24 protein-coding genes are annotated in these 23,753 nt (G+C 63.5%); 9 read left to right on the top strand and 15 right to left on the bottom strand.

Going from position 1 to position 23,753, the window contains the following annotated elements; genetic code table 11:
* Positions 1–35: 35 nt before the first annotated feature.
* The 4 genes from glmU to B0G75_RS09315 all read right to left on the bottom strand — a co-directional run bounded on the left by glmU (position 36) and on the right by B0G75_RS09315 (position 3,842).
* On the bottom strand, positions 36–1,397 hold the full coding sequence (gene glmU / locus B0G75_RS09330) for a bifunctional UDP-N-acetylglucosamine diphosphorylase/glucosamine-1-phosphate N-acetyltransferase GlmU (protein WP_106303487.1): 1,362 nt from the start codon (positions 1,395–1,397) through the stop codon (positions 36–38).
* 126 nt (positions 1,398–1,523) lie between these two features.
* A complete protein-coding gene (ttcA, locus tag B0G75_RS09325) occupies positions 1,524–2,534 on the bottom strand; it encodes a tRNA 2-thiocytidine(32) synthetase TtcA (protein WP_106303484.1) in 1,011 nt (336 codons plus the stop codon).
* Positions 2,535–2,537: 3 nt separating this feature from the next.
* Positions 2,538–2,933: a dihydroneopterin aldolase gene (locus tag B0G75_RS09320; protein WP_106303481.1), complete on the bottom strand. Its 396-nt coding sequence runs from the start codon at positions 2,931–2,933 to the stop codon at positions 2,538–2,540.
* Positions 2,934–3,023: 90 nt separating this feature from the next.
* Positions 3,024–3,842: an SDR family oxidoreductase gene (locus B0G75_RS09315; protein WP_106303478.1), complete on the bottom strand. Its 819-nt coding sequence runs from the start codon at positions 3,840–3,842 to the stop codon at positions 3,024–3,026.
* Between the two features lie 13 nt (positions 3,843–3,855).
* On the opposite strand from B0G75_RS09315, the gene B0G75_RS09310 reads away from it, so the two are divergent.
* Both B0G75_RS09310 and B0G75_RS09305 read left to right on the top strand, forming a co-directional pair.
* Positions 3,856–5,046, top strand: a complete 1,191-nt coding sequence (locus B0G75_RS09310) for a class I SAM-dependent methyltransferase (protein WP_106303475.1) — start codon at positions 3,856–3,858, stop codon at positions 5,044–5,046.
* A gap of 22 nt (positions 5,047–5,068) precedes the next feature.
* Positions 5,069–5,263 (top strand): DUF2905 domain-containing protein, encoded by a 195-nt coding sequence (locus B0G75_RS09305; RefSeq protein WP_012434650.1) that lies wholly within the window; start codon positions 5,069–5,071, stop codon positions 5,261–5,263.
* Positions 5,264–5,953: 690 nt separating this feature from the next.
* On the opposite strand, the gene B0G75_RS09300 is transcribed toward B0G75_RS09305, so the two are convergent.
* The 4 genes from B0G75_RS09300 to B0G75_RS09285 form a co-directional block, all read right to left on the bottom strand.
* On the bottom strand, positions 5,954–7,186 hold the full coding sequence (locus tag B0G75_RS09300) for a multifunctional CCA addition/repair protein (protein WP_106303472.1): 1,233 nt from the start codon (positions 7,184–7,186) through the stop codon (positions 5,954–5,956).
* Entirely contained in the window at positions 7,183–7,836 is a 654-nt protein-coding gene (locus B0G75_RS09295; protein ID WP_106303469.1) for a glutathione S-transferase family protein, read from the bottom strand. Before B0G75_RS09295 ends, B0G75_RS09300 begins: the two co-directional genes overlap by 4 nt.
* A 26-nt stretch (positions 7,837–7,862) precedes the next feature.
* Positions 7,863–8,816 (bottom strand): complex I NDUFA9 subunit family protein, encoded by a 954-nt coding sequence (locus tag B0G75_RS09290; protein WP_106303466.1) that lies wholly within the window; start codon positions 8,814–8,816, stop codon positions 7,863–7,865.
* An 82-nt stretch (positions 8,817–8,898) separates the two neighbouring features.
* Positions 8,899–10,866 carry a lytic transglycosylase domain-containing protein gene (locus B0G75_RS09285; RefSeq protein ID WP_106303463.1) on the bottom strand — a complete coding sequence of 656 codons (1,968 nt, stop codon included), beginning with the start codon at positions 10,864–10,866 and terminating at the stop codon, positions 8,899–8,901.
* A 77-nt stretch (positions 10,867–10,943) separates the two neighbouring features.
* Between B0G75_RS09285 and B0G75_RS09280 the strand changes: the two genes are divergently transcribed.
* Entirely contained in the window at positions 10,944–11,486 is a 543-nt protein-coding gene (locus tag B0G75_RS09280) for a 5-formyltetrahydrofolate cyclo-ligase (protein WP_258194277.1), read from the top strand.
* A 43-nt stretch (positions 11,487–11,529) separates the two neighbouring features.
* Here the strand turns inward: B0G75_RS09280 and B0G75_RS09275 are convergent, their stop codons facing one another.
* Entirely contained in the window at positions 11,530–12,042 is a 513-nt protein-coding gene (locus tag B0G75_RS09275) for a winged helix DNA-binding protein (protein WP_012434656.1), read from the bottom strand.
* Between the two features lie 207 nt (positions 12,043–12,249).
* Here B0G75_RS09275 and pxpB point away from each other — a divergent pair, with 207 nt between their 5' ends.
* The 6 genes from pxpB (at position 12,250) to B0G75_RS09245 (ending at position 18,809) form a co-directional block, all read left to right on the top strand.
* Positions 12,250–12,903 (top strand): 5-oxoprolinase subunit PxpB, encoded by a 654-nt coding sequence (gene pxpB / locus B0G75_RS09270; RefSeq protein ID WP_106303460.1) that lies wholly within the window; start codon positions 12,250–12,252, stop codon positions 12,901–12,903.
* Entirely contained in the window at positions 12,900–13,952 is a 1,053-nt protein-coding gene (locus B0G75_RS09265; RefSeq protein WP_106303457.1) for a biotin-dependent carboxyltransferase family protein, read from the top strand. Before pxpB ends, B0G75_RS09265 begins: the two co-directional genes overlap by 4 nt.
* Before the next feature lie 103 nt (positions 13,953–14,055).
* Entirely contained in the window at positions 14,056–14,808 is a 753-nt protein-coding gene (gene pxpA, locus B0G75_RS09260; protein ID WP_106303454.1) for a 5-oxoprolinase subunit PxpA, read from the top strand.
* Positions 14,809–15,084: 276 nt separating this feature from the next.
* Positions 15,085–15,834, top strand: a complete 750-nt coding sequence (locus tag B0G75_RS09255; RefSeq protein ID WP_106303451.1) for a DUF969 domain-containing protein — start codon at positions 15,085–15,087, stop codon at positions 15,832–15,834.
* On the top strand, positions 15,831–16,787 hold the full coding sequence (locus B0G75_RS09250) for a DUF979 domain-containing protein (protein WP_106303448.1): 957 nt from the start codon (positions 15,831–15,833) through the stop codon (positions 16,785–16,787). The genes B0G75_RS09255 and B0G75_RS09250 overlap by 4 nt, the downstream gene beginning before the upstream one ends.
* 213 nt (positions 16,788–17,000) lie before the next feature.
* Complete coding sequence (locus B0G75_RS09245) at positions 17,001–18,809, top strand: tetratricopeptide repeat protein (RefSeq protein WP_106303445.1); 1,809 nt, start codon at positions 17,001–17,003, stop codon at positions 18,807–18,809.
* A 71-nt stretch (positions 18,810–18,880) separates the two neighbouring features.
* Here the strand turns inward: B0G75_RS09245 and B0G75_RS09240 are convergent, their stop codons facing one another.
* The 6 genes from B0G75_RS09240 to B0G75_RS09215 form a co-directional block, all read right to left on the bottom strand.
* Entirely contained in the window at positions 18,881–19,141 is a 261-nt protein-coding gene (locus B0G75_RS09240) for a BrnA antitoxin family protein (protein WP_374956879.1), read from the bottom strand.
* A gap of 36 nt (positions 19,142–19,177) precedes the next feature.
* Positions 19,178–19,456: a BrnT family toxin gene (locus tag B0G75_RS09235; protein WP_106303442.1), complete on the bottom strand. Its 279-nt coding sequence runs from the start codon at positions 19,454–19,456 to the stop codon at positions 19,178–19,180.
* 200 nt (positions 19,457–19,656) lie between these two features.
* Complete coding sequence (locus tag B0G75_RS09230; RefSeq protein ID WP_106303440.1) at positions 19,657–20,820, bottom strand: TraB/GumN family protein; 1,164 nt, start codon at positions 20,818–20,820, stop codon at positions 19,657–19,659.
* A complete protein-coding gene (locus B0G75_RS09225; RefSeq protein WP_106303437.1) occupies positions 20,813–21,832 on the bottom strand; it encodes a peptide ABC transporter ATP-binding protein in 1,020 nt (339 codons plus the stop codon). The genes B0G75_RS09230 and B0G75_RS09225 overlap by 8 nt, the downstream gene beginning before the upstream one ends.
* Complete coding sequence (locus B0G75_RS09220) at positions 21,829–22,833, bottom strand: ABC transporter ATP-binding protein (protein ID WP_106303434.1); 1,005 nt, start codon at positions 22,831–22,833, stop codon at positions 21,829–21,831. The genes B0G75_RS09225 and B0G75_RS09220 overlap by 4 nt, the downstream gene beginning before the upstream one ends.
* Positions 22,834–23,751, bottom strand: coding sequence for an ABC transporter permease subunit (locus B0G75_RS09215; RefSeq protein WP_106303431.1), 918 nt, complete (start codon positions 23,749–23,751; stop codon positions 22,834–22,836).
* Positions 23,752–23,753 lie beyond the last annotated feature (2 nt).

The following is a 23,753-nucleotide window of genomic DNA, read 5'->3' as shown; positions in this document are numbered from 1 at the left end:
TTTCAATGAACGCGTTTTTGCGCGCCTCACGCCTATCAGCTCTTCTTTTTGGTCGGACGCACGTAGCCCGTTTTGCTCGTTTGCGTCTTGTCGTTCAGAACCAGCGCCTCGGCTTCGACGTCTTTCCAAACCGTGGTGCCCGCCGCGATCGTCGCGCCGCGCTTCACGCGCACTGGGGCAACCAGTTGCGTATCCGAACCGACGAACACGTCGTCTTCAATGATCGTGCGGAATTTGTTCGCGCCGTCGTAGTTGCAGGTGATGGTGCCCGCGCCGATGTTCACGCGCGCGCCGATATCCGCGTCGCCGATATACGTGAGGTGGTTCGCTTTCGAACCGCGGCCGAGCACCGCGTTCTTCACCTCGACGAAGTTGCCGACGTGCGATTCGTCTTGCAGCGACGCGCCAGGGCGCAGGCGCGCATACGGTCCCAGCACGGCATTCGCGCCGACTTCGGCGCCTTCGATATGCGTGAATGCGTCGACGCGCGTACCGGCGCCGATGTTCGCATCGCGGATCACGCAGTTCGGTCCGATGGTGACGTTGTCAGCCAGCGTCACGCGGCCTTCGAACACGCAGTTCACGTCGATCGAAACATCGCGGCCGCATTCGAGCGTGCCGCGCACATCCAGACGCGCCGGATCGGCGAGCGTCACGCCCGCGACCAGCAGCGCATCCGCCACGTTGTGCTGATGAATCCGTTCGAGTTCGGCAAGCTGCTGCTTGCTGTTCACGCCGAGCGTTTCCCACTCGTCTTCCGGCTGCGTGGTCACGACTTCGAGTCCGGCTTCGATCGCCATCTCGACCGCGTCGGTCAGATAGAACTCGCCTTGCGCATTGTCGTTCTTCAAGGCGGCAAGCCAGCCGCCCAGACGCTCGGTCGGCGCGACGATGATGCCGGTGTTGATCTCGGCGATCTTGAGCTGCTCGGGCGTCGCGTCTTTCTGCTCGACGATGCGCGCCACTTTGCCTTGCGCATCACGCACAATGCGGCCGTAGCCGCTCGGGTCCGCGAGCGTGACGGTGAGCACGCCGTAGCCGCCCTGCCCCGCGCGCTCGGTCAGCGCCTGCAGCGTGCCGGCGCGCGTGAGCGGCACGTCGCCGTAAAGCACCAGCGTGGGCGCGGACGGATCGAGCAGCGGCAACGCCTGCTGAACCGCGTGCCCCGTGCCGAGCTGCTGTTCCTGCACGGCGAACTGTACGTCCGGCGCGGCAACCGCTTTGCGCACGGCTTCCGCGCCATGGCCGATCACCACCACGAGATGCGTGGGCTTGAGCATGCGAGCCGTGTCGATGACGTGAGCGAGGAGCGGCCGGCCAGCCAGGGGATGAAGCACCTTGGGAAGCGCGGACCGCATGCGCTTGCCGGTGCCTGCCGCCAAAATCACAATGTTCATGGCACGGCAAATAGACGAGTTTGGAGGCGTTGATTCTAACACGCACCCTCTCGCGAAAAAGGCCGCTGTGGCGGCCTCGATGCGTACTGCAATGTGCGGAAACGCCCATACCACAGGCGTTTTTCGTCAAAGATCGTCGAACTGGACGATGGAAATCGACTTGGTTGCGCCGGGCATTGCGCCTTCTCCGGCATCGGTCGAACACGGCTCCTCGTCGAACGCGATATCGCCTTGCGGATCGGCCTCGCCGCTCGCACGCAGACCCGCGAACGGGAACAGCTGGTGATCCATCAAATGCGAGGGCACGACGTTCGACAGTGCGTTGAACATATTCTCGATGCGGCCCGGGAAGCGCTTCTCCCAATCGCGGATCAGCGCTTTCATTTCCGCGCGCTTCAGATTCGGCTGGCTGCCGCACAGGTTGCACGGAATGATCGGGAATTCACGCAGTTCGGCGTACTTCTCCAGATCCGTTTCCTTCACGTAGGCGAGCGGACGGATCACGATATTCTTGCCGTCGTCCGATTGCAGCTTGGGCGGCATGCCCTTTAGCTTGCCGCCGTAGAACATGTTCAGCAGCAGCGTTTGCAGAATGTCGTCGCGATGATGGCCGAGTGCGATCTTGGTCGCGCCGAGTTCGCCGGCCACGCGGTAAAGAATGCCGCGCCGCAGCCGCGAGCACAGCGAGCAGGTGGTCTTGCCTTCAGGCACCAGCCGCTTGACGATGCTGTACGTATCCTGATTCTCGATGTGAAACGGAATGTCGAGCTGCTTCAGGTACTCGGGCAGCACGTGCTCCGGAAAGCCGGGCTGCTTCTGGTCGAGATTCACCGCGACGATGTCGAAGTTGATCGGCGCGCGCTCACGCAGCCGCATCAGGATTTCGAGCATCGCGTAGCTGTCCTTGCCGCCCGACAGGCACACCATGACCTTGTCGCCGTTCTCGATCATGTTGAAGTCGACGATTGCCTCGCCCACCTGGCGCGCAAGCCGCTTGAACAGCTTGTTGTTCTCGTACGCTTCCTTCTGCTCACGACGCGTGAGCGGCGTCTTGGCGCGCGCGGCGGCTTGTGTGGCCTCGGTTGCATCGACAGCCGAGGCGGTCGCGGCGCCATTCAGGATTTCCGGAGCATTCATGGCTCAATCCTCCTTGATACGGAAGACTTCGACGCCCACCGCGTCGCAATCAGGATAAACGTCCGGCTTTTCCGTCGACACGCGCGCGGCCCGCACTTGCGGATGCTCCAGCATGGTCTTGACGAGATCGTCGCAAAGCGTTTCCTGCAAGTGGATGTGGCCTTGCTCGACGCGGCGCGAGATGGTGGAGCGCATGAAGTCGTAGTCGACGACTTCGGTCAGCTTGTCCTGAACCGGCGTGGACAGCGCGAGCGGCACGAACAGTTCGACGTTGATCACGACGCGCTGTTCGCCGCGCTTTTCGAAGTCGTGCACGCCGATGTTGATGTGCACTTCGTAATTGCGCAGAAAGAGCCGGCGGCAATCGGCGAGCCGGGGATGCGAAAGAGCGGCAAACATGTTCGTTCCAGTCGAAAAAGGCGTGCGGAGCACGCAAAGGGGCGTTTCACAGCGCGGCGGCCGCCGCTATCACGGCCGGCCGCGCGCGCGTCAGGCGCCCGTCAAAAACATAACGTCGCGCGGCAGGGGCACGAGGTGCTGCCCGCCGTCGACCACCAGCGTCGTTCCGGTGACGCCCGCTGCATCCGCGAGATACAGCGCGGCGGCGACAATATCCTCGGCCCGCGACGCGCGGCCCAAAGGCGTAGTACGGTGAGCGGTTTCAAAACCTTGCGGCGTTTGATCGCCGGATTGCATCGTCAGACCGGGCGCGAGCCCGACCACGCGCACTTTCGGCGCCAACGCCTGCGCCAGCGCGACCGTGGCTGTCTGCAACGCCGCCTTGGTCAGCGTGTAAGACAGATAGTCCGGGTTCATGTTGTACAGCTTCTGATCCAATACGTTGATGACGACGCTGCGCAGACTTTCGTCGGTGCGCGCAGCTTCCGGCGTCGCCTCGAACAGCCTGCGCGCCAGCACCAGCGGCGCGCCGACGTTCATCGCGGTCAGCTTCAGCAGCAACTCGTAACCGACGGTTTGCGCCGTATCTTCCTCGAAGCGCGACGCATTGTTGACGATACACGACGGCCGACCCAAAGCGTCGATACAAGCCGGCAAAAGCCGCTCGACTTGCGCTTCATCGCCTAATTCGGCCTGCAAGGCGACGGCCCGGCGGCCCAGGGCGGTGATTTCAGCGACCAGTTCGTCGGCTTCCTCGCGCGAAGCGCCGTAGTGGACGGCCACGTCCCAGCCACGCGCGGCAAAGCCGAGCGCGAGCGCCCGCCCGATACGGCGGGCGGCGCCGGTAATCAGCACGACGCGCGGCGTTTCGGGCGCGCGGGGGGCGGCGGTGTCCAGAGAGGCGGTCATTTACAATGCGGGGATGAATCCGAAAGCTCACCAACCCGATAGTTTACCTGCTCCCGGCCCGAGCGCGCTTGCGCAGTCCGAAGCGCTGGCCGCGCAGATCCGTGCGGAGATCGACACCGCCGGCGGCTGGTTGCCGTTCGACCGCTACATGGAACGTGCGCTGTATGCGCCAGGACTTGGCTATTACAGCGGCGGCGCCCGCAAATTCGGGCTGCGCGGCGACGACGGCAGCGACTTCGTTACCGCACCGGAACTGTCGCCGCTGTTTGCCGCCACATTGGCGCGCCCGGTTGCCGAGGCCTTGCAAGCGAGCGGCACGCGCGACGTGATGGAATTCGGCGCCGGCACGGGCAAACTCGCCGCCGGCGTGCTGAACGCGCTCGACGGCTTGGGCGCGGAATTCGACAGCTACTCGATCGTGGATCTGTCGGGCGAGCTTCGCGAACGCCAGCGGGAGACGATCGAAGCCGCCGCGCCCACGCTCGCTGCCAAAGTGCGCTGGCTGGATGCTTTGCCGGAGCGGTTCGAGGGCGTGGTGATCGGCAACGAGGTGTTGGACGCGATGCCGGTGCGGCTGTTCGCGTTCAACGGCGGGGTGTGGCTCGAGCGCGGCGTGGTGTGGCGCAACGAGGCGTTCGCATTCGACGACCGGCCCGTGTCCGCCGCTGCGGACCTCGCGCTACTGTCGGAAATCGAAACCGCCGGCGGAGACTACGTGACCGAAACGCACGAAGCCGCGAGCGCATTTACGCGGACCATCTGCACGATGCTTGCGCGCGGCGCGGCCTTCTTCATCGACTATGGTTTTCCGCGTCACGAGTATTACCATGCGCAGCGTGCACAGGGCACGTTGATGTGTCACTACCGGCACCGGGCGCATGGCGATCCGTTCCTCTACCCGGGTTTGCAGGACATCACGGCGCATGTGGAATTTACCGGCATCGCCGAAGCGGGCGTCGAGGCGGGGGCGGATTTGCTGGGCTTTACGTCGCAAGCGCGGTTTCTGCTGAACGCCGGGATTACCGACGTGTTGTCTGAAATCGATCCCGCGGATACGGCGAGATATTTGCCTGCGGCGAATGCGGTGCAGAAGTTGTTGTCGGAGGCGGAGATGGGTGAGTTGTTCAAGGTGATTGCGTTTTCGCGCGGACTGGATGACACGCTGCAAGCGTTTTCCAGTGGCGACCGATCGCATACGTTGTGATTTTTTGCTTCAGGAGCTGGCCATGATTCGCTGGCTGTTGACTACGTTTATTGCCGTGGCGGTGTTGTCGTCTTGCTGGCCGTGGCTCAGGAAGATTGGTATTGGGCGGTTGCCTGGCGATGTGACTTTGCGGATTTTCGGGCGGGAGTACCCGTTTCCGTTTATGTCGACGTTGGTGCTTTCTATGGTGTTGTCGATTGTTGCCAGGGTTTTGTAGGTTAGGTTTTTTTTTGCCTTTGGCGGTGGGGGGTTACTTCTTTGTCTGGTTGGCTGAGGGTGTTGGCCTTTCCTTGATTTGTTGGTGGTCTATTAGCGTTGCCCCTGTGCGGGGCGGCACCTACTTCTCTTTGCCGCCGCAAAGAGAAGTAGGCAAGAGAAAGCGGCTCACACCGCTAATTCTTAAGCGGGTCCCCCGCGCAGTTGCGGTAGTGGTGCATCTGGAATCCGTGCTTTCGCACAATCGGCGTGAGTGACAAAGCAGTCATACATCCGGCGGCGCTGCGCGCGCCGAAGCGTCATTCTTAATGCCACCCGCTACGTTCGAATTCGTCAGTGTCCACAATGCTTTTGCCGCCGCAGTTTGATTCGCTGCGCTCATCAAACCTTAGGTTTCCCAAGCAGACCCGTCCGCGACGCACGCAGTGCGGAGTGGGAGCTAATGAGTCCTTGGTCACTAACGCGGAGTGTGCGAGAACACGGATTCCAGATGCGCCACTACTGTGGCTGTGCGAGGGACCCGCTTAAGAATTAGCGGTGTGAGCCGCTTTCTCTTGCCTACTTCTCTTTGCGGCGGCAAAGAGAAGTAGGTGCCGCCCCGCACAGGGGCAACACTAATAGACCACCAACAAATCAAGGAAAGGCCAACCCCCCAGGCATAACGAAACACAACAACCCGAGCACCAAACCCTCAAGAAATAGCCAACTCCACAGCCCGCACCCGCTCCTGATGCACAGCATCCTTAATCCCACCAGGCGCGTCGACAAGCCGCTTAGCCACAGCACCGGCATCAACACCTCGCGCAGCGACCAACGCCACCCTCAACCGCTCAGCCTGCGGATACTCCCGCATCTCAAACCCAAGCCGCCCGCGAGCATCCGCCTCACAAGCCTGCAAGGCTTCAGCAAACCGCGCAGGTTTCCGAATCGCATCGCTGCGCTCAAGCAGCCTCACCAGCGCGGCAGCGCCCATCTCCATCACGCGATGAATATTGCCATGCTCACGCGCAACCAGCACCGCAAGATCGCGGCAATCGTTCGGCACCCGCAACCGCTCGCATAACGGCTTCAACAGATCCACGCTGCGCCCCTCGTGGCCAATATGCCGCGGCAACACATCTTCGGGCGTGGTCGCCTTGCCGAGATCATGCGCCAGCGCGGCAAATCGAACCGGCAATGCATAACCCTGCTGCGCGGCATGATCGACCACCATCATCACATGCACACCCGTGTCCACCTCAGGGTGATAATCGGCACGCTGCGGCACGCCAAACAGCGCGTCGATCTCCGGCAGAATCCGCGCCAACGCCCCACACTCGCGCAGCACCTCGAACATGCGCGACGGCTTCTTCTCCATCAAGCCGCGCGACACTTCCTGCCACACGCGTTCGGCCACCAGCGCATCCACTTCGCCGTCGGCCACCATCTTGCGCATGAGCGCCAGCGTCTCCGGCGCGACCGTGAAATCCACAAAGCGCGCCGCGAACCGCGCGATCCGCAATATCCGCACAGGGTCTTCGAGAAACGCATCGCTGACGTGACGAAACACGCGCGCCTGCAAGTCACCCTGGCCGTTGAACGGATCGATCACCGGGCCGGTCAACTCGCCGTCCGGGCGCACCTCGCGCGCCATGGCGTTGATGGTCAGGTCGCGGCGCGCCAGGTCTTCTTCGAGCGTGACGTCCGGCGCATAGAAGAACTGGAACCCATGGTAGCCGGCCGCCGTCTTGCGCTCCGTGCGGGCGAGCGCGTACTCCTCATGCGTCTGCGGATGCAGGAAAACCGGAAAATCCTTGCCCACCGGACGGTAGCCCTGCGCCACCATTTGCTCCGGCGTCGCACCCACCACCACGTAATCACGGTCCTGCACTGGTACGCCCAGCAACTCGTCGCGGATCGCGCCGCCTACTGCGTAGATGTTCATGGGCACACGTCCAGGTACGGAACCGCGTGCGTTTCGCTCAGCGCGTCGTCGATCCACGCTTTCACCGCTGGCAGTTCCGTCACGCGCCGCACATAAGCTTTGGAGACCTCCGACAGCGCCGGCTGCCACGTGTTAAAACGCATCACGACCGGCGCGTACATTGCATCGGCAATGCTGAACTCGCCGAATAAAAACGGGCCGCCGTAAGTGTCGAGACAGTCGCGCCAGATCGCCTGGATCCGCGCGATATCGGCGAGCGCGCCCGGCGTCGCGTTCTTGCCTGGAAACGACGCGCGAATGTTCATCCACATGTTCGAGCGCAAATCCCCGAAGCCCGAATGCATTTCCGCGCTGACGCTACGCGCGTGGTTGCGTGCCGCTGCGTCGCGTGGCCACAGCGCGTGTTGAGGAAAGCGCTCAGCCAGCGTTTCGGCGATCGCCAGCGAGTCCCACGTGGCCGAACCATCGTCGTTGACTACGCATGGGATCTTGCCCGGACCCGACGGAGCAAGCGCGAGCACTTTCGCGTTGGTGTCCGGCTGATTCAGATGAATCAACACTTCCTCGACCGGAATGCCGAAGTGTTTGAATAGCAGCCACGGCCGCATCGACCACGACGAGTAGTTCTTATCACCAATAAGCAGCTTCATGCTTTGTATAAGGAATGGCAGAAAATTTAACGACCCGCGCTGGCGCGGAATGTGTCGAAGCGTGAACGCGTCGACGCACCGGTCAGATAGATCGGCGCGATCGCTTCGATGCTGGCCGGCTCAATGCCGAGTTCAGGCGCAAGCGGTCCGCTCAACACGTTGTCGACTTTCATCGAATCGAGATTGTCGCGCGAGATCACCGGTTCGCCGGGCGCCATTTCGAAGGTCAGCGCCTGCAGGCGCGCGAACGCCTCCGGCAAGCGGATGATGCGTGCATGCTTGCCGATCACATCGCCGCAATATTTGACGAGATCTTCGAGCGAGTAAACGGTCGGGCCGCCGAGTTCATAGGTGCGGCCGCCGGCGGCATCGAGGTCGAGCACGTTGACGATCGCCTTCGCCACATCGCCGACATAGACCGGCTGGAATTTCGCATCCGGCATGGCAAGCGGAATCACCGGAAACATCCGCTGCAGGAAGGCGAACTTGTTGAGGAATTGATCCTCCGGGCCGAACACCACGGAAGGCCGGAAAATTGTCCACGCCAGATTCGCCGCGTGCACGGCCTTCTCGCCGTCGCCCTTCGAGCGTGTGTACATGCTCGGGCCGTTCGGATCGGCGCCTAGCGCGCTGATATGCAGCAGCCGGTGCACGCCCTTGCCTTCGCACGCGGCCACGATTTTGGTCGGCAATTCCACATGCATTCGCGCGAACTCTGGCCCGTACGGCGTGCCGCGTTTGCCGTGCAGCGTGGCCACGAGGTTGATCACGCAATCAGCGCCTTCGACGAAGCGCGCAAGCTGAACCGGATCGAACACGTCCGCTTCGATCACGTCGATGGGCAAGAGGGTGAGATGGCGGGCGTTGTAACGCCGCCGGGTGGCGATGCGCACGTCTTTGCCCATTTCGACAAGGGCGTTGACGAGATGGCTGCCGATAAAACCTGAGCCGCCGATAATCGCAATGGCTTTATGTCGCATTTTCGACTCCCTGGTGGAAGCCGCGGCAACGGCTGGCGTGGCGCGCCGCCGCCTCTGAATGAAGCGGCGGCGGCACGGCGCTTTACGGCGCGATGTAACCCAGACGCGCCTTCAGCGATTGCGGACGGCCTTCGAACAATGCCGCGTAGTAGACCGTGTTGGACAACACATTCTTAACGTAGTCGCGCGTTTCCTGGAACGGAATCGCCTCGGCGAATATCGCGCCTTCCACCGGATGCTGCAAGGACTGCCGCCAGTTGCGCGGACGGCCGGGGCCGGCGTTATAGCCCGCGGTGGCCAGCACGGCCGACCCGTCGAACTGATTGTAGATCATCGACAGATAGTTCGTGCCAAGCAGGATGTTGGTGTTGATGTCGTTCATCTGTTCGCGCGAGATCGGACCGAGGCCGATCTTCTTCGCCACCAGTTGCGCGGTGCCCGGCATCAACTGCATCAAACCGCTCGCGCCGACTTCCGAGCGCGCGTTCATGATGAAGCGCGACTCCTGGCGAATCAGGCCATAGGCCCATTCCACGTCCAGCCCATTCGACTGCGAATCACGCTCGACGATATCCTTGAACGGCGACAGATAGCGCAGCGAGAAATCATGCTCGCTCTTCGTGCGGTCCGCAGTATTGACGGTGCGGTCGTACAGTTCGATTCGGCGCGCGTATTCGGCGGCCGCGATCAGTTGCCGGTCGCTCATGGTGCGCAGCGGCCAGTTCCATTCGCGATTACCTTCGAGCCGCAGATTGAGCGCGTAGAAACGCTGCGCCAGATCGAAACCTGGCGTGTTGCCGGCCTGTTGCACTTCGGCGTCGCTTACCGTGGTTTTGGGCGGAACCGTGATCTTCTGGCCCAACTCTTCCGCCGCCAGTTGACCGTAGAAGTTGTAGCCCTGCGAGATCGACTCGAATTCCTGGTTGGCGGCGGTCGTGTCGCCGGCCTGCTTGAGCGCGCGGGCATGCCAGTAGACCCATGACGGCTGATTGCGCAGCGCAGCGGGCATCTGTTCAATCGACCAGCGCACCATCGTCCAATCGCCCGCGAGCAAGGCGGTGCGGGTACGCCATTCATACGCGGGATTCGATAGCGGCGCATTCACCGACAGGCGATACCAGTCCACCGCGCTCGGCATCTGCTTGGCGGCGGCCTGATAGGCAATCGTGCCCCAGCCGATGGCGCGTTCGGGCGAACTCAGCGATGGCGCCACCGACGCGAACGTGGCCGCGGCCATGGCCGGATCGTTGCGCGCCATGCGCGTGATGGCCAGCAGCGCGAGTTGATGCGACTGCGTATCCGGGCCAACGCCGCGCGCCAGCAACAGCGGCGGCGTGGTGGTGGCCTGATTGAACAGCACCGGATCGGGCGGCTGGTTGCTGAGCGCGTCGACGAGCTTGGCGCCCGTGTTGGTGTAGTTCTGTTCGTAGGCGAGGCGGATCTGTTGCCACACGTCGGCGGAACTGAACTGCTGGTTGATGGACAGCGAGGTGATCAGATCGACGCAGCCGTCGCCGTACCACTTCGGATCGACCAGCAGCGCGCGCGCCGCGTCGGCGACGTTTTCGCCGCGCGAGGCACGCGATTCGAGCGCGTAGCATTTCACCTGCGTGTCGTCGTTCAGCACGAAGCGGGCGTATTGCTGATCGAAGTTGCGCCAGTCGTGCCGCGCCCCGAGCACCGTGAGGTAGTCGTTGCGCATGCGGTCGGCGATCGCCTGACCGTCGTACTTCTGCAGGAAGGCCAGCACCGGTGCGTCCGGCGCGTCGATCCGCGCGTGGCCGCTCGAATCGAACAACTGCGGCTTGATCTGGAAGTACTCCAGATACGCAGGCGCCGGGTAGCTGGGGATCATGGCGGCCAGTTGCGCGGCGCGCCCTGCGTCATTATTGCGGGCGGCTTCGCGCAATTGGACGAAGATCTGGTCGTCGTTCGTGAGTTGCGAAAGGGGAAGGGGCTTGACGGCGGAGGCCGTGCTGCACGCGACGAGTGCTGCAGCGGCAAGCGCCAGACCGGCCGCGCGATATACTCGGTAAAGGCGTTTTGACATCGTTGTTTCTGGAGCGCGAATTGAACCCAAGCATAGCATGCAACCCTGCCGCGGAATCGAAAAAGGCGCTGCGGAAAATGCTATTGGAAGCAAGGCTGCAAGCCGCTTCCGAGCCGGCGCACAATACCGCGCTCGCCCGGCACCTGCTCGATGCATTGAAGCAGTACGGCGTGCACAGCGTGGGATTCTACTGGCCGCTCGCCGGCGAGTTCGACGCGCGCGCCGCGATCTCAGTCTGGCTTGCGGCAGATGCGCAACGCGAGGCGAGTCTGCCGGTGGTCAAGGAACGTAGCGCCCCGCTTGAATTTCACGCATGGACTCCCACCACGCCGATGAGGATCGGCCACCACAAGATCGGCGAGCCCACGTCCGGGCGCATTGTGATTCCGCAACTGCTGTTCGTGCCGTGCGTGGGCTTCGATTCGCACGGCTACCGGCTCGGCTACGGCGGCGGCTATTACGATCGCACGCTGGCTGCATGGCCCGGAGAGACCAAGCCGATCACGGTCGGCATCGCGTATGAAGCATGCCGCACGCAGGCATTTCTACGCGAAGTCCACGACATTCCGCTCGACCTGATCGTCACCGAGGCGGCGCTCTATCCGCGCCCGGTGGATTGAGCATCCGGTAAGCGCCGCGCTGCGGCAAACAGACAGCCCTGCGTTATAAAGACGCCGCCGCCCGCGCGGCCGTGTCGTAAAGACCTGACGCGTTGCGCATCAGTTGCGCCGCTTCGCCGATCTGCTCGTTGGTCAGGCCGCTTTCTTTCAGCGTCGAAATCAGACAGCTTTCGCGCACCTCGCGATATTTCAGACAGAGCGCGCGGCCCGCGTCGGTTGCCGAGAAAAACACTTCCTTGCCGGTCTTTTCGCTTTTTACATACCCTCTAGCTACGAGCTTCTTCAACGCGTAGGTGGCGACGTGCGTGTCCTCGATATTCAGCACGAAGCAGATGTCCGCCAGCTTCTTGCGGCGCTCGCGATGGCTGACGTGGTGCAGCAGCGAGACCTCGATGGCGGTCATGTCTTTTTCGCCTGCCGCCGACATGCAGCGCACCATCCATCGGTTGAATGCATTGCCCGCCATGATGAGCGCGTACTCGAGTTCAGACAGTTCCGCGCTGGTCTCGGACACGAGATGTTCCGAGGAGACGATCTTGGTGGGATGGCGCGACATGGTGACGATTCTCGGCAAACAGGTTGGGAAGGTGTCGGGAGTGTACGACGCGCGTCGGATCCCAGGGAGCCTGGCACAAACGCTTATTGAGAAATTGTTGATATTTTATTGATAATGTACGCTTCAACCGTCTCCTGCCCGATGCCGATAACCGGTCAAAGGGCGCGCTACGCCCGATTCATCCGACTCGACCTGGGCCTGTAATCCATGAGCCAACCTAGAATCTTTCCGCTCGGCGATGCCGCGCTAGTCTGCGAAGCGCCGCCGCCCGCCACGCTGGAATGCCAGCGGCGCGTGTGGGCGGCCGCCGAGGCGGCGCGCGACTGGCCGCATGTGCTGGAGGTGGTGCCGGGCATGAACAACCTCACGCTCGTCTTCGACCCGCTCGAGGCCGACCGCGACGCGCTGGCGAGCCATCTTCAGGCGGCCTGGGATGCGGTGAGCGACGCGCCCGCGCCGGGCCGCGAAGTCGAGATTCCGGTGCAGTACGGCGGCGAATTCGGCCCGGATCTGCAAACGGTCGCCAATCACACGGGCTTGAGCGTGCGCCAGGTCGTCGAACGTCATTCGCAGGGCGACTATGTCGTGTTCTTTCTCGGCTTCCAGCCGGGCTTCGCCTATATGGGCGGCCTCGAAGCCGCGCTGCATACGCCGCGCCGCGCGTCGCCGCGGCTGGAAGTGCCGGCCGGCTCGGTCGGCATCGGCGGCGAACAGACCGGGATTTATCCGGCCACTTCGCCAGGCGGCTGGCAGTTGATCGGCCGCACCGAGCTGCCGCTGTTCGACCCGGCGCGCCGGCCGCCAACGCTGTTGCAGCCGGGCGACCGGGTGCGCTTCACCATCGCGGGGATACACGCATGATCGATGTGATTCGCGCGGGTCTGTTGACCACGATTCAGGATCTCGGCCGTCACGGCTACCGGCACCTCGGCGTCGCGATGGGGGGCGCGCTCGATCGTCTGTCGCTCGAAGTCGGCAACCGGCTGGTCGGCAACCGGCCCGATGCAGCGGGTCTGGAAATCACCTTCGGCCCGACCGTGCTGCGCTTTCTGCGCGCCACGCGGGTCGCCATTACCGGCACCGAATTCGGCGCGACGCTCGACGGCAAGCCGGTCTACTCGTGGTGGAGCCTGCCGGTGCAGGCCGGCCAGGAGCTGGTGCTCAATGCGGCGAAGCGCGGCATGCGCGGCTACGTGTGCGTGGCGGGCGGCGTCGACGTCCTGCCGATGCTCGGGTCGCGCAGCACCGATCTGGCCGGCCACTTCGGCGGACTCGGCGGCCGCGCGCTACGCGACGGCGACCGCCTGCCGGTCGGCGCGCCGCCGCAGCGCGGCCATCTCGGCTTTACCCCCGAGGCGCCGGAATTCGGCGTGAAGGCGCCCGCCTGGTGCAAGTTCGTGCTGGTCCATGAGCCGCTGCGGCGTGGCCGTCATCCGTCGGGCGTGCCGTGGGCGGTGCCGATCCGCGTGCTGCGCGGACCGGAATACGAGAGCTTTACCGATGAAGCCCACGAGTCGTTCTGGTCCGATGAATGGCTCGTCACGCCGAACAGTAATCGCATGGGCTACCGCCTCGCGGGCACCGAACTCAAGCGCACCCGCAAAGCCGATCTGCTTTCGCACGCAGTGCTGCCCGGCACGATCCAGGTGCCGCCGAACGGCCAGCCGATCGTGCTGATGAGCGACGCGCAAACCACCGGCGGCTATCCGAAGATCGGCGCGGTGATTCAGGCCGATCTGTGGAAGCTCGCGCAGGTGCGCCTGAATGCCGCCGTCCGCTTCATCCCGACGACGCCCTACGAGGCGCGCCAGGCTTTGCTGGAAGAACGTACGTATTTGCGGCAGATCGACGCCGCGATCGCAATGCATGAAGAACGCTGCGCACGGCAGTCGGCCGTCGCGGCACTGTAACGACGAACGATGAACGTCTCCAACCTGGCGCTTCGCGCCAGTTGCCGAGGAGCCCAGCAAACCTGGGACAGCCCGGCGTTTTGTTGAAAAGTAGAGGAACACCATGGAAATCGATTTGAACGCCGATCTCGGCGAAGGCTGCGGGTCCGACGAAGCACTGCTCGACCTGGTCAGCTCGGCGAACATCGCGTGCGGCTGGCATGCGGGCGGCGCCAACGCGATGCGCGACTGCGTGCGCTGGGCGGTGCAGAAAGGTGTGTCGATCGGCGCGCATCCGAGCTTCAACGACCCGGAGAATTTCGGCCGCAAGGAAATGGATCTGCCGGCCAACGACATCTACGCGGGCGTGCTCTACCAACTCGGCGCGCTGTCGGCGATTGCCCAGGCCGAGGGCGGGCGCATCGCGCACGTCAAGCCGCACGGCGCGCTCTACAACCAGGCCGCGCGCGACAGCAAGATCGCCGACGCGATCGTCTCTGCGGTGCACGATTTCGATCCATCGGTGGCCGTGTTCGCGCTTGCCAACAGCGGACTCGTGACGGCCGCGCGCAACGCGGGTCTCGTCGCCGTCGAAGAAGTCTTTGCCGATCGCGGCTATCGCGCGGACGGCTCGCTGGTGCCGCGCAAAGAACCCGGCGCGCTGCTCGACGACGAAGACGAAGTGTTGACGCGCACGCTCGCGATGGTTCGCGAGCAACGCGTGCAGGCCGTGGACGGTCAATGGGTGTCGCTGAACGCACAGACCATCTGCCTGCACGGCGACGGTCCGCATGCTCTGGCGTTCGCGCGGCGCATCCGCGGCGCGCTGCAGGACGCGGGCATCGAGGTCCACGCGGCCGGCGCCGCGCGCGCCTGAAGCGCCGGCCGAAGTGTCGCCAGGAGCGCGACCCGGACAGCGCGATTCAAACCTCGTGCATCTTGCAACGCCCCGCTTCACGCGGGGCGTTTGCCAGGTACAGGACACATTGCAGTACCCGCAGTCGATCAGCAGGCGCAGGTGTAGATGCAGGTGTAGTTCGAAGCAAACGCGGCCATCAAGAGCCGTGGCAACAAGACGGCGTCTGGACCACCAGCCGCCGGCCCACGTTAGCCGTCACAAGCGGCGAGGTTGAAACCCTGTTTGGAGATCCAGATGCAGACAACAGTCAGTCTATGGCCGCTCATTGGCGTGGCCGTCATCATCGTCGGCTTTTTATTGCGGTTCAATCCGATGCTGATCGTGGCGGTCGCCGCGATTATCACCGGCCTGGCCGCGCACTTCCCGCCTGAAAAGATTCTTGCCGAGATCGGCACCGGCTTCATCAAGACCCGCAATATCCCGCTGATCATTCTCCTGCCGCTCGCCGTGATCGGTTTGCTCGAACGGCACGGCCTGCGTGAACGCGCGCAAACGTGGATCGGCGGCATCAAGGCCGCGACCGCCGGGCGTCTTCTGATCGTCTACCTGCTGGTGCGCGAACTGACCGCCGCAGTTGGCCTGACCGGACTCGGCGGCCATCCGCAGATGGTGCGTCCGCTGATCGCGCCGATGGCCGAAGGCGCCACCGAAACCCGCTTCGGCAAGATCAGCGACGCGGTGCGTTTCAAACTGCGCGCGTTCTCCGCGGCGACCGACAACGTCGGCCTCTTTTTCGGCGAGGACATCTTCGTCGCGTTCGGCGCGATCGTGCTGATGACCACCTTCCTGAAGGAAGCGGGGATCATCGTCGAACCGATTCACGTGGCCGTGTGGGGCATTCCGACCGCGATCTGCGCGTTTCTCATTCACGGCTTCCGCCTCTATCTGCTCGACCGCAAGCTCGAGCGCGAACTGCGCGGCAATGCCACGGCAAGCAACGCCGCCGGTACGTCGACGCAATCCGCCGCAGGAGACAAAGCATGACGCTCACGATCACCTATCTTTTCTGGCTGCTGGGCGTGGTGCTGCTGGTTGTCGGCGGCATGATCGTCACGGACAAGGATCACCCGCGCCGCTTCACCGCCGGCGGTTTCTGGATTCTCTACGCGCTGATCTTCCTGATCGGCGACAAGTTGCCGCCCGCCGTGGTCGGCGTGCTGGTGATCGTCATGGCGCTGATCGCCGGCTTCGGCGGCGTCACCGCGGGCAAGCCCAGGGTGCTGTCGCTCGAAGCACGCAAGGCGAGCGCCGCGCGTCTGCGTAACAAGCTGTTCGTGCCCGCGCTGACGATTCCGGTCGTCACCGTGATCATCACGCTGTCGGCGAGCCACCTGGTGTTCGGCGGCACGCCGCTGATCGAGAAGGCCAACGTCACGCTGATCGGTTTCGGCATCGGCTGCGTGATCGCGCTGGCGATCGCCTGCGTGATGACGCGCGACACCGTCGGCCAGTCGATGAAGGAAGCGCGCCGGCTGGTCGACGCGCTGTCGTGGGCCGCCGTGCTGCCGCAGATGCTCGGCATGCTCGGCCTCGTGTTCTCGGACGCGGGCGTCGGCAAGGCCGTCGCACACGTGACCACGGCGTACATCAGCCTCGATTATCGCTTCATCGCGGTGGCCGTGTACTGCATCGGCATGGCGCTGTTCACCATGGTGATGGGCAACGGCTTCGCCGCGTTCCCGGTGATGACAGGCGGTGTCGGCGTACCGATTCTGGTGGGCGTGTTTCACGGCAACCCGGCGGTGATGGTCGCGATCGGCATGTTCTCCGGCTACTGCGGCACGCTGATGACGCCGATGGCCGCAAACTTCAACATGGTGCCGGCCGCGCTGCTGGAGCTGCCGGATAAGAACGCGGTGATCAAGGTGCAGATTCCCACTGCGCTGACCTTGCTGGTCGTGAATATCTTGCTGCTGAATTTCCTGATGTTTCTATAGGACTCTTACCGCTGATGTCGAGAAGCACCGACGTATCACAGGACCGCTCTGCGATACGTCGGTGCAATGGACTCACTGCAACGCACGGAGGCGACCGAATTAGGATGCGTCCGATCGTCGGGAAATGGGCGGCGACCCTACGATGCTGGACGCTCTCCTATCCACACGCCGGCGCGCGCAGCGCGCGCCGCCGACGCTCTCCCGCAGGTTTCCATGGAACATCGATCCCAGCCTGATCGCGCGCGCACCGAACCGTCGCACGCCACCTACCTTGCCTCGTTGATCGACGCCGCGCTCGAAGCGCATCAAGCCGGCCGGCTCGACGCCGCCGAATCCCTCTATCGCGAAGCCCTCGTGCTCGATCCCGCCCATACGGGAGCGCTGCACTACTTCGGCGTGCTGCAATTCCAGCGCGGCGATCACGACACGGCCGCGAGCCTGATGAGTCGCGCACTCAAACTCGACCGTCACGATGCCGCCTGCTGGAGCAACCGCGGACTCGTGGCCGCCGCGCTCGGCCACCTCGACGAAGCGATGATCTGCTATGACCAGGCGCTGCAACTCCAGCCTGATTTCGCCGATGCGCACAACAACTTCGGCGTCACATTGCAAGCACAAGGTGATCTCAGTGAAGCGATTGAACAATATCGATTGGCGCTGGCGTCGAACCCCACGCTGCTCGACGCGCGTCTGAACCTCGGCACGGCGCTCAGCAAACTCGGGCGCTTCGACGAAGCGTTGGCCTGCTATCGGGAGGTCTTGTCGCTCGATCCGACATCGGCGGAAGCGCACTTCAATGTGGGCAATGCGCACAAAGCGCGAGGCGATCACGGCGCGGCAATCGCCAGCTTCGAGCGAGCGCTTTCGCTGCGCGCGAATTACGCCGAGGCGCACATTAATCTTGGCAGCCTGATCGGCAAGCTCGGCGACTACACGGGCGCTGAAGCGCATTACCGGCGCGCGGTCGCGCTCAAACCGATTCCGACTCACCTCGTGTGTCTGGGTGGATCGCTCGGTGCGCAAGGCCGGCTGGACGAAGAGGAAGGCTTCTATCGCCGGGCGCTCGCACTCGATCCGCACTACGCGGACGCGCATCAGAATCTCGCGTGGCTGTTGCTCAAACGCGGCGACTATCGACAGGGCTGGGCTGAATTCGCACTGCGCTGGCGCAAGAGCGACTATGACGCGATCGCGGTGCCGGGCGTCGCTGAATGGCGTGGCGAGTCGCTAGAGGGGCGGCGTCTGTTGGTGGTCGGCGAGCAGGGTTTCGGTGACCATTTCCAGTTCCTGCGCTTTACGGGCGTACTCGCTCAGCGCGGTGCAACGGTCGAGCTGTGCGTGCGCGAGCCGCTGCTGCCTTTGGTCGAACGCATCGCGGGCGTGCATCGCGCATTCAGCGGCAAACCCGACGGCCAATACGATTTCTGGGTGCCGATGATGAGCGTGCCGTCGTGTATCGGTTTGGATAGTCTCGCCGACATTCCCGCAGACGTGCCCTACCTGTTCGCCGACAAAGCGAAGGTCAAGGCATGGCGCAAACGGCTCGGCGCGATTGACAAGTCGAAACGCAAGGTCGGGCTGGTCTGGGCCGGCAGTCCTACATTCGGCAACGACCGCTACCGGTCAATGCAGCTAGCCGAACTAGGCGCGCTCAGCGACATAGAAGACGTTGCCTGGTACGCGCTGCAGAAAGGCCCCGCGCATGCGCAACTGGCCGAGGCGCCGCCGGCCTTCCGTGCCCACGATTTCACCGCCGATCTGCACGGCTTCGAAGACACGGCCGCGCTGATCATGAACCTGGATCTGGTGATCGCCGTGGACACCGGCGTCGCGCATCTGGCGGGAGCGTTGGGCAAGCCGGTGTGGTTGATGCTGCCCGCCAATTCGGACTGGCGCTGGCTCGAAGCACGCAGCGACTCACCGTGGTATCCGGCGATGAGGTTGTTCCGGCAGCCGATGCTGGGAGATTGGGCGCCAGTGGTCGAGGACGTGACCGGCGCACTGCGCGAAGGCGGGTTCTAACGGCCACATTGCGCTGAGGTCCAACGCCTGTGCGCGGCACCGCTGACACCGGGCATCGACGAAGTGCGGCCTTACGGACGACGCCGCTGCTGCGCCAGCATATAGGCGCGCAACAATTTGTTGATGCGCGTCTGATAACCCTGCCCCTGCTCCTTGAACCAGTTCAGCACGTCCGCATCCAGACGCATTGTCACGGCTTGCTTCGGCGGAACGTGCAACTCGGCGCGTTGAAAAAAATCGTCGCCCAGTTCGGGCACGTCGCTCGTATCGATTTGCGCGTCGCCGGTTTTGGCGAGCCGCTTCCAGTCTGTTCCCGATGCTTTAACCATCATTTCACCTCTGCTCATGCTCGATTGCCACAGTGCCCGTCAATGCCAGACACGCTGCTTGTAATGCTTGACCTCGTGCCGCGTTGCCTTGCGTGCCGAAATGATCCGGACCACGTCCTCGACCCGTTCGACATACACCACGATGCCCACAATGTTCGCGATCCAGCCCATCGCGAGCCAGCGGTCTTCGCCGTAGTCTTCCCGCCGGTCCAACGCCGTGAGTAACGGGTGATTGAACACGTCGATAGCATCCTGAAAATCAATGCCGTGTTTGCGAATGTTGATCTGATTTTTGATTTCGTCCCATTCAAACAGCACGCGTCACCTGTATTGACGTTTGTACATACATCATAGCATGCAAAGGGCCGCTATGGCTGCGTGTGCCACGAGCATTTTGCGGCATACGTGTACGTCGGACTGGGGGCTTCAGATACCGGTTCCTATGATGGCCGAACGGCCGATCCGGTTTAGGAAGTTTAGTCGTTACGTATGTTTTTCGTCTTCGATTCCGATCAACCTCACCCCGCCTCGACCACGAACCCGTGCTGCCGCAAAAGCTGCAGCACGCCCTTGCGGCCACCCAGATGCAGCGCGCCGATCGCCACGAAAACCGGCTTGTTCGGCGCGGCGATCAGCAGCATCCGCGAGACGAAGCGCCGGTTGCGGTCATAGACGATCTTGTTGTCGATCGAATCGGAGATGCGTTTGTCACGGGCCAGCTTTTCGGATTTCGCGGCCTGCCAGGCGGCGATCGCATCCGCGTCGCCCACGCGCCACAGCCGATGCAAGGCCCGCACGTCCGCGACATTTTCCGCGGGCGTCTGCACCAGATCCTGTGCCAGCATCTCGCGCTGCTGCGCGAGCGACAGCCCCGTGAATGCGCGCATCTGCTGCGACAAGGTTTCGAGACCCACGATCTTGCCGCGCGTGCGCAGATAAACGTTCTGCAGTTGCGCTTCCGACCCGTACTCGGTCTGCAGGCCGGCGCTCAGCGAATCGTAGGTTTCGACCAGCAACGAAGCGAGCCACGGCCGCATCTTCTTGATGGCGTCGAGTGCCGCCGGGTTGCCGTGCAGCCGGAGGGCAAGCTTGCGCCACAAAGGATCAGGCAGCAGTCCCGGCAGACAGTCCCGCCGGCAGACGCCGTACTTCGAGACGTCGTCTTGCGAAACCAGCAGTTCGTCCGGCGAGAGTTCGAGCGCCAGCGTCGGCGAGGCGGCGAGCGCACCGAGGATCGGGGCGCGGAAAGGCTGATCGGCGGGGTAGTCGGCGGGATCGCCGACATGCAGTGTGCCCAGTACGTAGATGGTGGTCGTGCCGCGCGTCGCGACATAGAACGGCATGCGCGCCGGCTGCGCGCGGACCGGGCCGCTCGCCGTGGTGCCCGGCAACGCAGGCGGTGACGCGGAAGGCGGGTTGGAGCCCGGCAAGCCGGCGCGTGGCGGGGCCGGCATGTTAGGCACCGGCAGCGCCGGACGCCCCGCCTGCGCGGGTGCATTGGCGGCCGCCCCGGCGGCATGCGCCACGCCGGACGGCCCAATGCCGAGATGGAATACAGAACAAACGCCGAAGAGCGCGGCACCAGCCAGTGCACGCGCCCTCCAGCGCCGCGTTGAAGCGGCGTTCAGGCCGCCATCACGCAAGCGGCGCGCAAGACGACGCGCCGCCAACCCATCAGGCATCCACGTCCCCCACCTCCTCGGCGCGGTGACACGACACCTGGCGGCCATCCACTTCACGCAGCTTCGGTTCTTCGCTGCGGCAGCGGTCGATCACGTACGGGCAGCGCTGATGAAACGTGCAACCCGACGGCGGATTCAGCGGCGAAGGCATCTCGCCTTGCAGCTTGATCTTGATCGTGCGATCCGCCTCGAAGATCGAAGGTGTGGCCGACATCAACGCGCGCGTGTACGGATGACGCGGGTTCGAAAAAATCCGCTTCTTGTCGCCGAGTTCCGCCACGCCGCCGAAGTACATCACCATCACGTCGTCGGCGATATGCTCCACCACCGAGAGATTGTGCGAGATGAACACGTAGCTGGTCTTGAACTGTTCCTGCAGATCCATGAACAGATTCAGAATCTGCGCCTGGATCGACACGTCGAGCGCCGAGACCGGTTCGTCGGCGACCACGATCTGCGGGTCGAGAATCATCGCGCGCGCAATCGCCACACGTTGCCGCTGACCGCCGGAGAACATATGCGGATAGCGCTTCGCATGTTCCGGACGCAGGCCGACGGTGCGCATCATCTGCGCGATCCGTTCGGCGCGCTCGGTTGCGCTCAGTTGCGTGTTGATCGCGAGCGGTTCGCCGAGCGTCTGCTCGACGGTCTTGCGCGGATTCAGCGAGGCAAACGGATTCTGGAACACCATCTGCACGCGCCGCCGCAGCGCCGCGATCTTCGCGTGATCGGCGCCGGCCACGTCTTCACCGTCGATCAGCAGACGGCCCGCGGTGGGCGCTTCGATCATGGTGAGTTGACGGGCGAGCGTCGATTTGCCGCAGCCGGATTCGCCGACCACCGCCAGCGTCTTGCCGCGTTCGAGCGCGAACGAGACACCGTTGAGCGCTTTCACCGTGCCGGACGTGAACATGCCGCGCTTGACCGTGTAGTAGCGCGCCAATTGCTCTGCGACCAGCACGTGGTCGCCCGCATGGTCCGACTGGCGCCGCGTTTCGAGTACTGCGTTCATCGTGCGCCTCCATGGGTGTGAACGTTGGCGTCGCCGCTCAGGTTCAAAGGTTTGATGCAGCGCACGCGCGCCACTTCAGCGTGACCTTGCATCGGCGCGAGTGCCGGTCGCGCTTTCAGGCAGTCGTCGACCACGTACTTGCAGCGCGGCGCGAACAGACACCCTTTGGGACGGTCGTCGCGGCCCGGCACCATGCCTGGCAATGCGGCAAGCCGCACGGCGCCGACATTGTGCTCGGGAATCGCCGCCAGCAACGCTTCCGTGTACGGATGATGCGGCGCGGCGAAGATGTCCGGCACTTTGTTCGTTTCGATCACTTCGCCAGCGTACATGACCGCGACGCGTTGCGCGACTTCGGACACCACCGCGAGATCGTGCGAGATCAGCACGAGCGCCATGCCGCGTTCCTTCTGCAGCTTGATCAGCAACTCCATGATCTGCGCCTGGATCGTCACGTCGAGCGCGGTCGTCGGTTCGTCGGCGATCAGCAGCTTCGGGTTGCAGGCAATCGCCATGGCGATCATCACGCGCTGGTTCATGCCGCCCGACATCTGATGCGGAAACGAACCGATGCGCCCTTTCGGGTCGGGAATGCCGACCTGATCGAGCAGTTCCAGAGCGCGTTTGTCCAAAGCGCTGCCGCGCAAGCCTTCGTGCAGCTTCAGCACTTCCTTGATCTGATAACCGACCGTGTAGCTCGGATTCAGACTGGTAAGCGCGTCCTGGAACACCATCGCGATATCTTTGCCGATAATCTTGCGGCGCTCTTTGGCCGATGCCTTCAGCAGGTTCTTGCCGTTGAAGGTGATTTCGTCGGCGGTCACGATGCCCGGCGCGTCGATCAGGCCCATCAGCGCCATCATCGTCACGCTCTTGCCCGAGCCCGATTCGCCGACCACGCCGACCACTTCGCCCGGCGCGACATCGAGGTTGATCCGGTCGACAGCGGGCAGGCCGTTGAAGTTCACCGCGAGATTGCGGATGGTCAATAGGCTAGACATTCAGGCCATCCTTTTCAGTTTGGGATCGAGTGCGTCGCGCAGCCCGTCGCCGAGCAGATTGATGGCGAGCACCGAGATCAGGATGGACAAACCCGGCATGGTGACGATCCACCAGGCGCTGTCGATGTAATCGCGCGCCGAGGCCAGCATCGCGCCCCACTCCGCCGACGGCGGTTGCACGCCGAGGCCGAGAAAGCCGAGTGCCGCGGCGTCGAGAATCGCCGACGAAAAGCCCAGGGTGGCCTGCACGATCAGCGGCGCGGTGCAGTTCGGCAGCACTTGCGAAAACATCAAACGCATCGTGCCGGCGCCCGCCACGCGCGAAGCCGTCACGTACTCCTTCTGCAACTCACCTTGTGCCGATGCGCGCGTCAAACGCACATAGCCCGGCAGCGCGACGATCGCGATCGCGAGCATCGTGTTGACGAGACCCGGACCGATGATCGCCACCACCGCGACGGCGAGCAGCAGCGACGGCAGAGCGAGCAGCACGTCCATGATGCGCATGATCGGCGTGTCGGCCCACTTCTCGAAGAAAGCCGCGATCAGACCGAGCACGACGCCCGGAATCAGCGCGAGCACCACCGAGACGAAGCCGATCCAGAACGACAACCGCGCGCCATACATCAGACGCGAGAGGATGTCGCGGCCCGCTTCGTCGGTGCCGAGAATGAACTTCCAGTTGCCGCCCTCGAGCCAGGCGGGCGGAATCTTCACGAAGTCGCGGTACTGTTCGATCGGACTGTGCGGCGCGATCAACGGCGCGAAGATCGCGATGAAGATCAGCACGAGCACGATGACGCCGGCGCTGACCGCGCCACGGTTGCGCGAGAAATTCGCCCAGAATTCACGGGCGGCGATTGCACGGCCACTTGGGGGAGTGACCGACTGGGGGACTGTATTTTGTATGTCTGCCATTT

Origin of the sequence: Paraburkholderia sp. BL18I3N2 (genome assembly GCF_003001875.1) — a bacterium.
GTDB classification, from domain to species: domain Bacteria; phylum Pseudomonadota; class Gammaproteobacteria; order Burkholderiales; family Burkholderiaceae; genus Paraburkholderia; species Paraburkholderia phytofirmans.
This window is presented reverse-complemented; position numbering and strand designations above follow the sequence as displayed.

Coding starts and splice junctions, on each gene's coding strand:
- glmU (WP_106303487.1), bottom strand. CDS start 1,397: ATGAACATTGTGATTTTGGCGGCAGGCACCGGCAAGCGCATGCGGTCC.
- ttcA (WP_106303484.1), bottom strand. CDS start 2,534: ATGAATGCTCCGGAAATCCTGAATGGCGCCGCGACCGCCTCGGCTGTC.
- B0G75_RS09320 (WP_106303481.1), bottom strand. CDS start 2,933: ATGTTTGCCGCTCTTTCGCATCCCCGGCTCGCCGATTGCCGCCGGCTC.
- B0G75_RS09315 (WP_106303478.1), bottom strand. CDS start 3,842: ATGACCGCCTCTCTGGACACCGCCGCCCCCCGCGCGCCCGAAACGCCG.
- B0G75_RS09310 (WP_106303475.1), top strand. CDS start 3,856: ATGAATCCGAAAGCTCACCAACCCGATAGTTTACCTGCTCCCGGCCCG.
- B0G75_RS09305 (WP_012434650.1), top strand. CDS start 5,069: ATGATTCGCTGGCTGTTGACTACGTTTATTGCCGTGGCGGTGTTGTCG.
- B0G75_RS09300 (WP_106303472.1), bottom strand. CDS start 7,186: ATGAACATCTACGCAGTAGGCGGCGCGATCCGCGACGAGTTGCTGGGC.
- B0G75_RS09295 (WP_106303469.1), bottom strand. CDS start 7,836: ATGAAGCTGCTTATTGGTGATAAGAACTACTCGTCGTGGTCGATGCGG.
- B0G75_RS09290 (WP_106303466.1), bottom strand. CDS start 8,816: ATGCGACATAAAGCCATTGCGATTATCGGCGGCTCAGGTTTTATCGGC.
- B0G75_RS09285 (WP_106303463.1), bottom strand. CDS start 10,866: ATGTCAAAACGCCTTTACCGAGTATATCGCGCGGCCGGTCTGGCGCTT.
- B0G75_RS09280 (WP_258194277.1), top strand. CDS start 10,944: ATGCTATTGGAAGCAAGGCTGCAAGCCGCTTCCGAGCCGGCGCACAAT.
- B0G75_RS09275 (WP_012434656.1), bottom strand. CDS start 12,042: ATGTCGCGCCATCCCACCAAGATCGTCTCCTCGGAACATCTCGTGTCC.
- pxpB (WP_106303460.1), top strand. CDS start 12,250: ATGAGCCAACCTAGAATCTTTCCGCTCGGCGATGCCGCGCTAGTCTGC.
- B0G75_RS09265 (WP_106303457.1), top strand. CDS start 12,900: ATGATCGATGTGATTCGCGCGGGTCTGTTGACCACGATTCAGGATCTC.
- pxpA (WP_106303454.1), top strand. CDS start 14,056: ATGGAAATCGATTTGAACGCCGATCTCGGCGAAGGCTGCGGGTCCGAC.
- B0G75_RS09255 (WP_106303451.1), top strand. CDS start 15,085: ATGCAGACAACAGTCAGTCTATGGCCGCTCATTGGCGTGGCCGTCATC.
- B0G75_RS09250 (WP_106303448.1), top strand. CDS start 15,831: ATGACGCTCACGATCACCTATCTTTTCTGGCTGCTGGGCGTGGTGCTG.
- B0G75_RS09245 (WP_106303445.1), top strand. CDS start 17,001: ATGGAACATCGATCCCAGCCTGATCGCGCGCGCACCGAACCGTCGCAC.
- B0G75_RS09240 (WP_374956879.1), bottom strand. CDS start 19,141: ATGATGGTTAAAGCATCGGGAACAGACTGGAAGCGGCTCGCCAAAACC.
- B0G75_RS09230 (WP_106303440.1), bottom strand. CDS start 20,820: ATGCCTGATGGGTTGGCGGCGCGTCGTCTTGCGCGCCGCTTGCGTGAT.
- B0G75_RS09225 (WP_106303437.1), bottom strand. CDS start 21,832: ATGAACGCAGTACTCGAAACGCGGCGCCAGTCGGACCATGCGGGCGAC.
- B0G75_RS09220 (WP_106303434.1), bottom strand. CDS start 22,833: ATGTCTAGCCTATTGACCATCCGCAATCTCGCGGTGAACTTCAACGGC.
- B0G75_RS09215 (WP_106303431.1), bottom strand. CDS start 23,751: ATGGCAGACATACAAAATACAGTCCCCCAGTCGGTCACTCCCCCAAGT.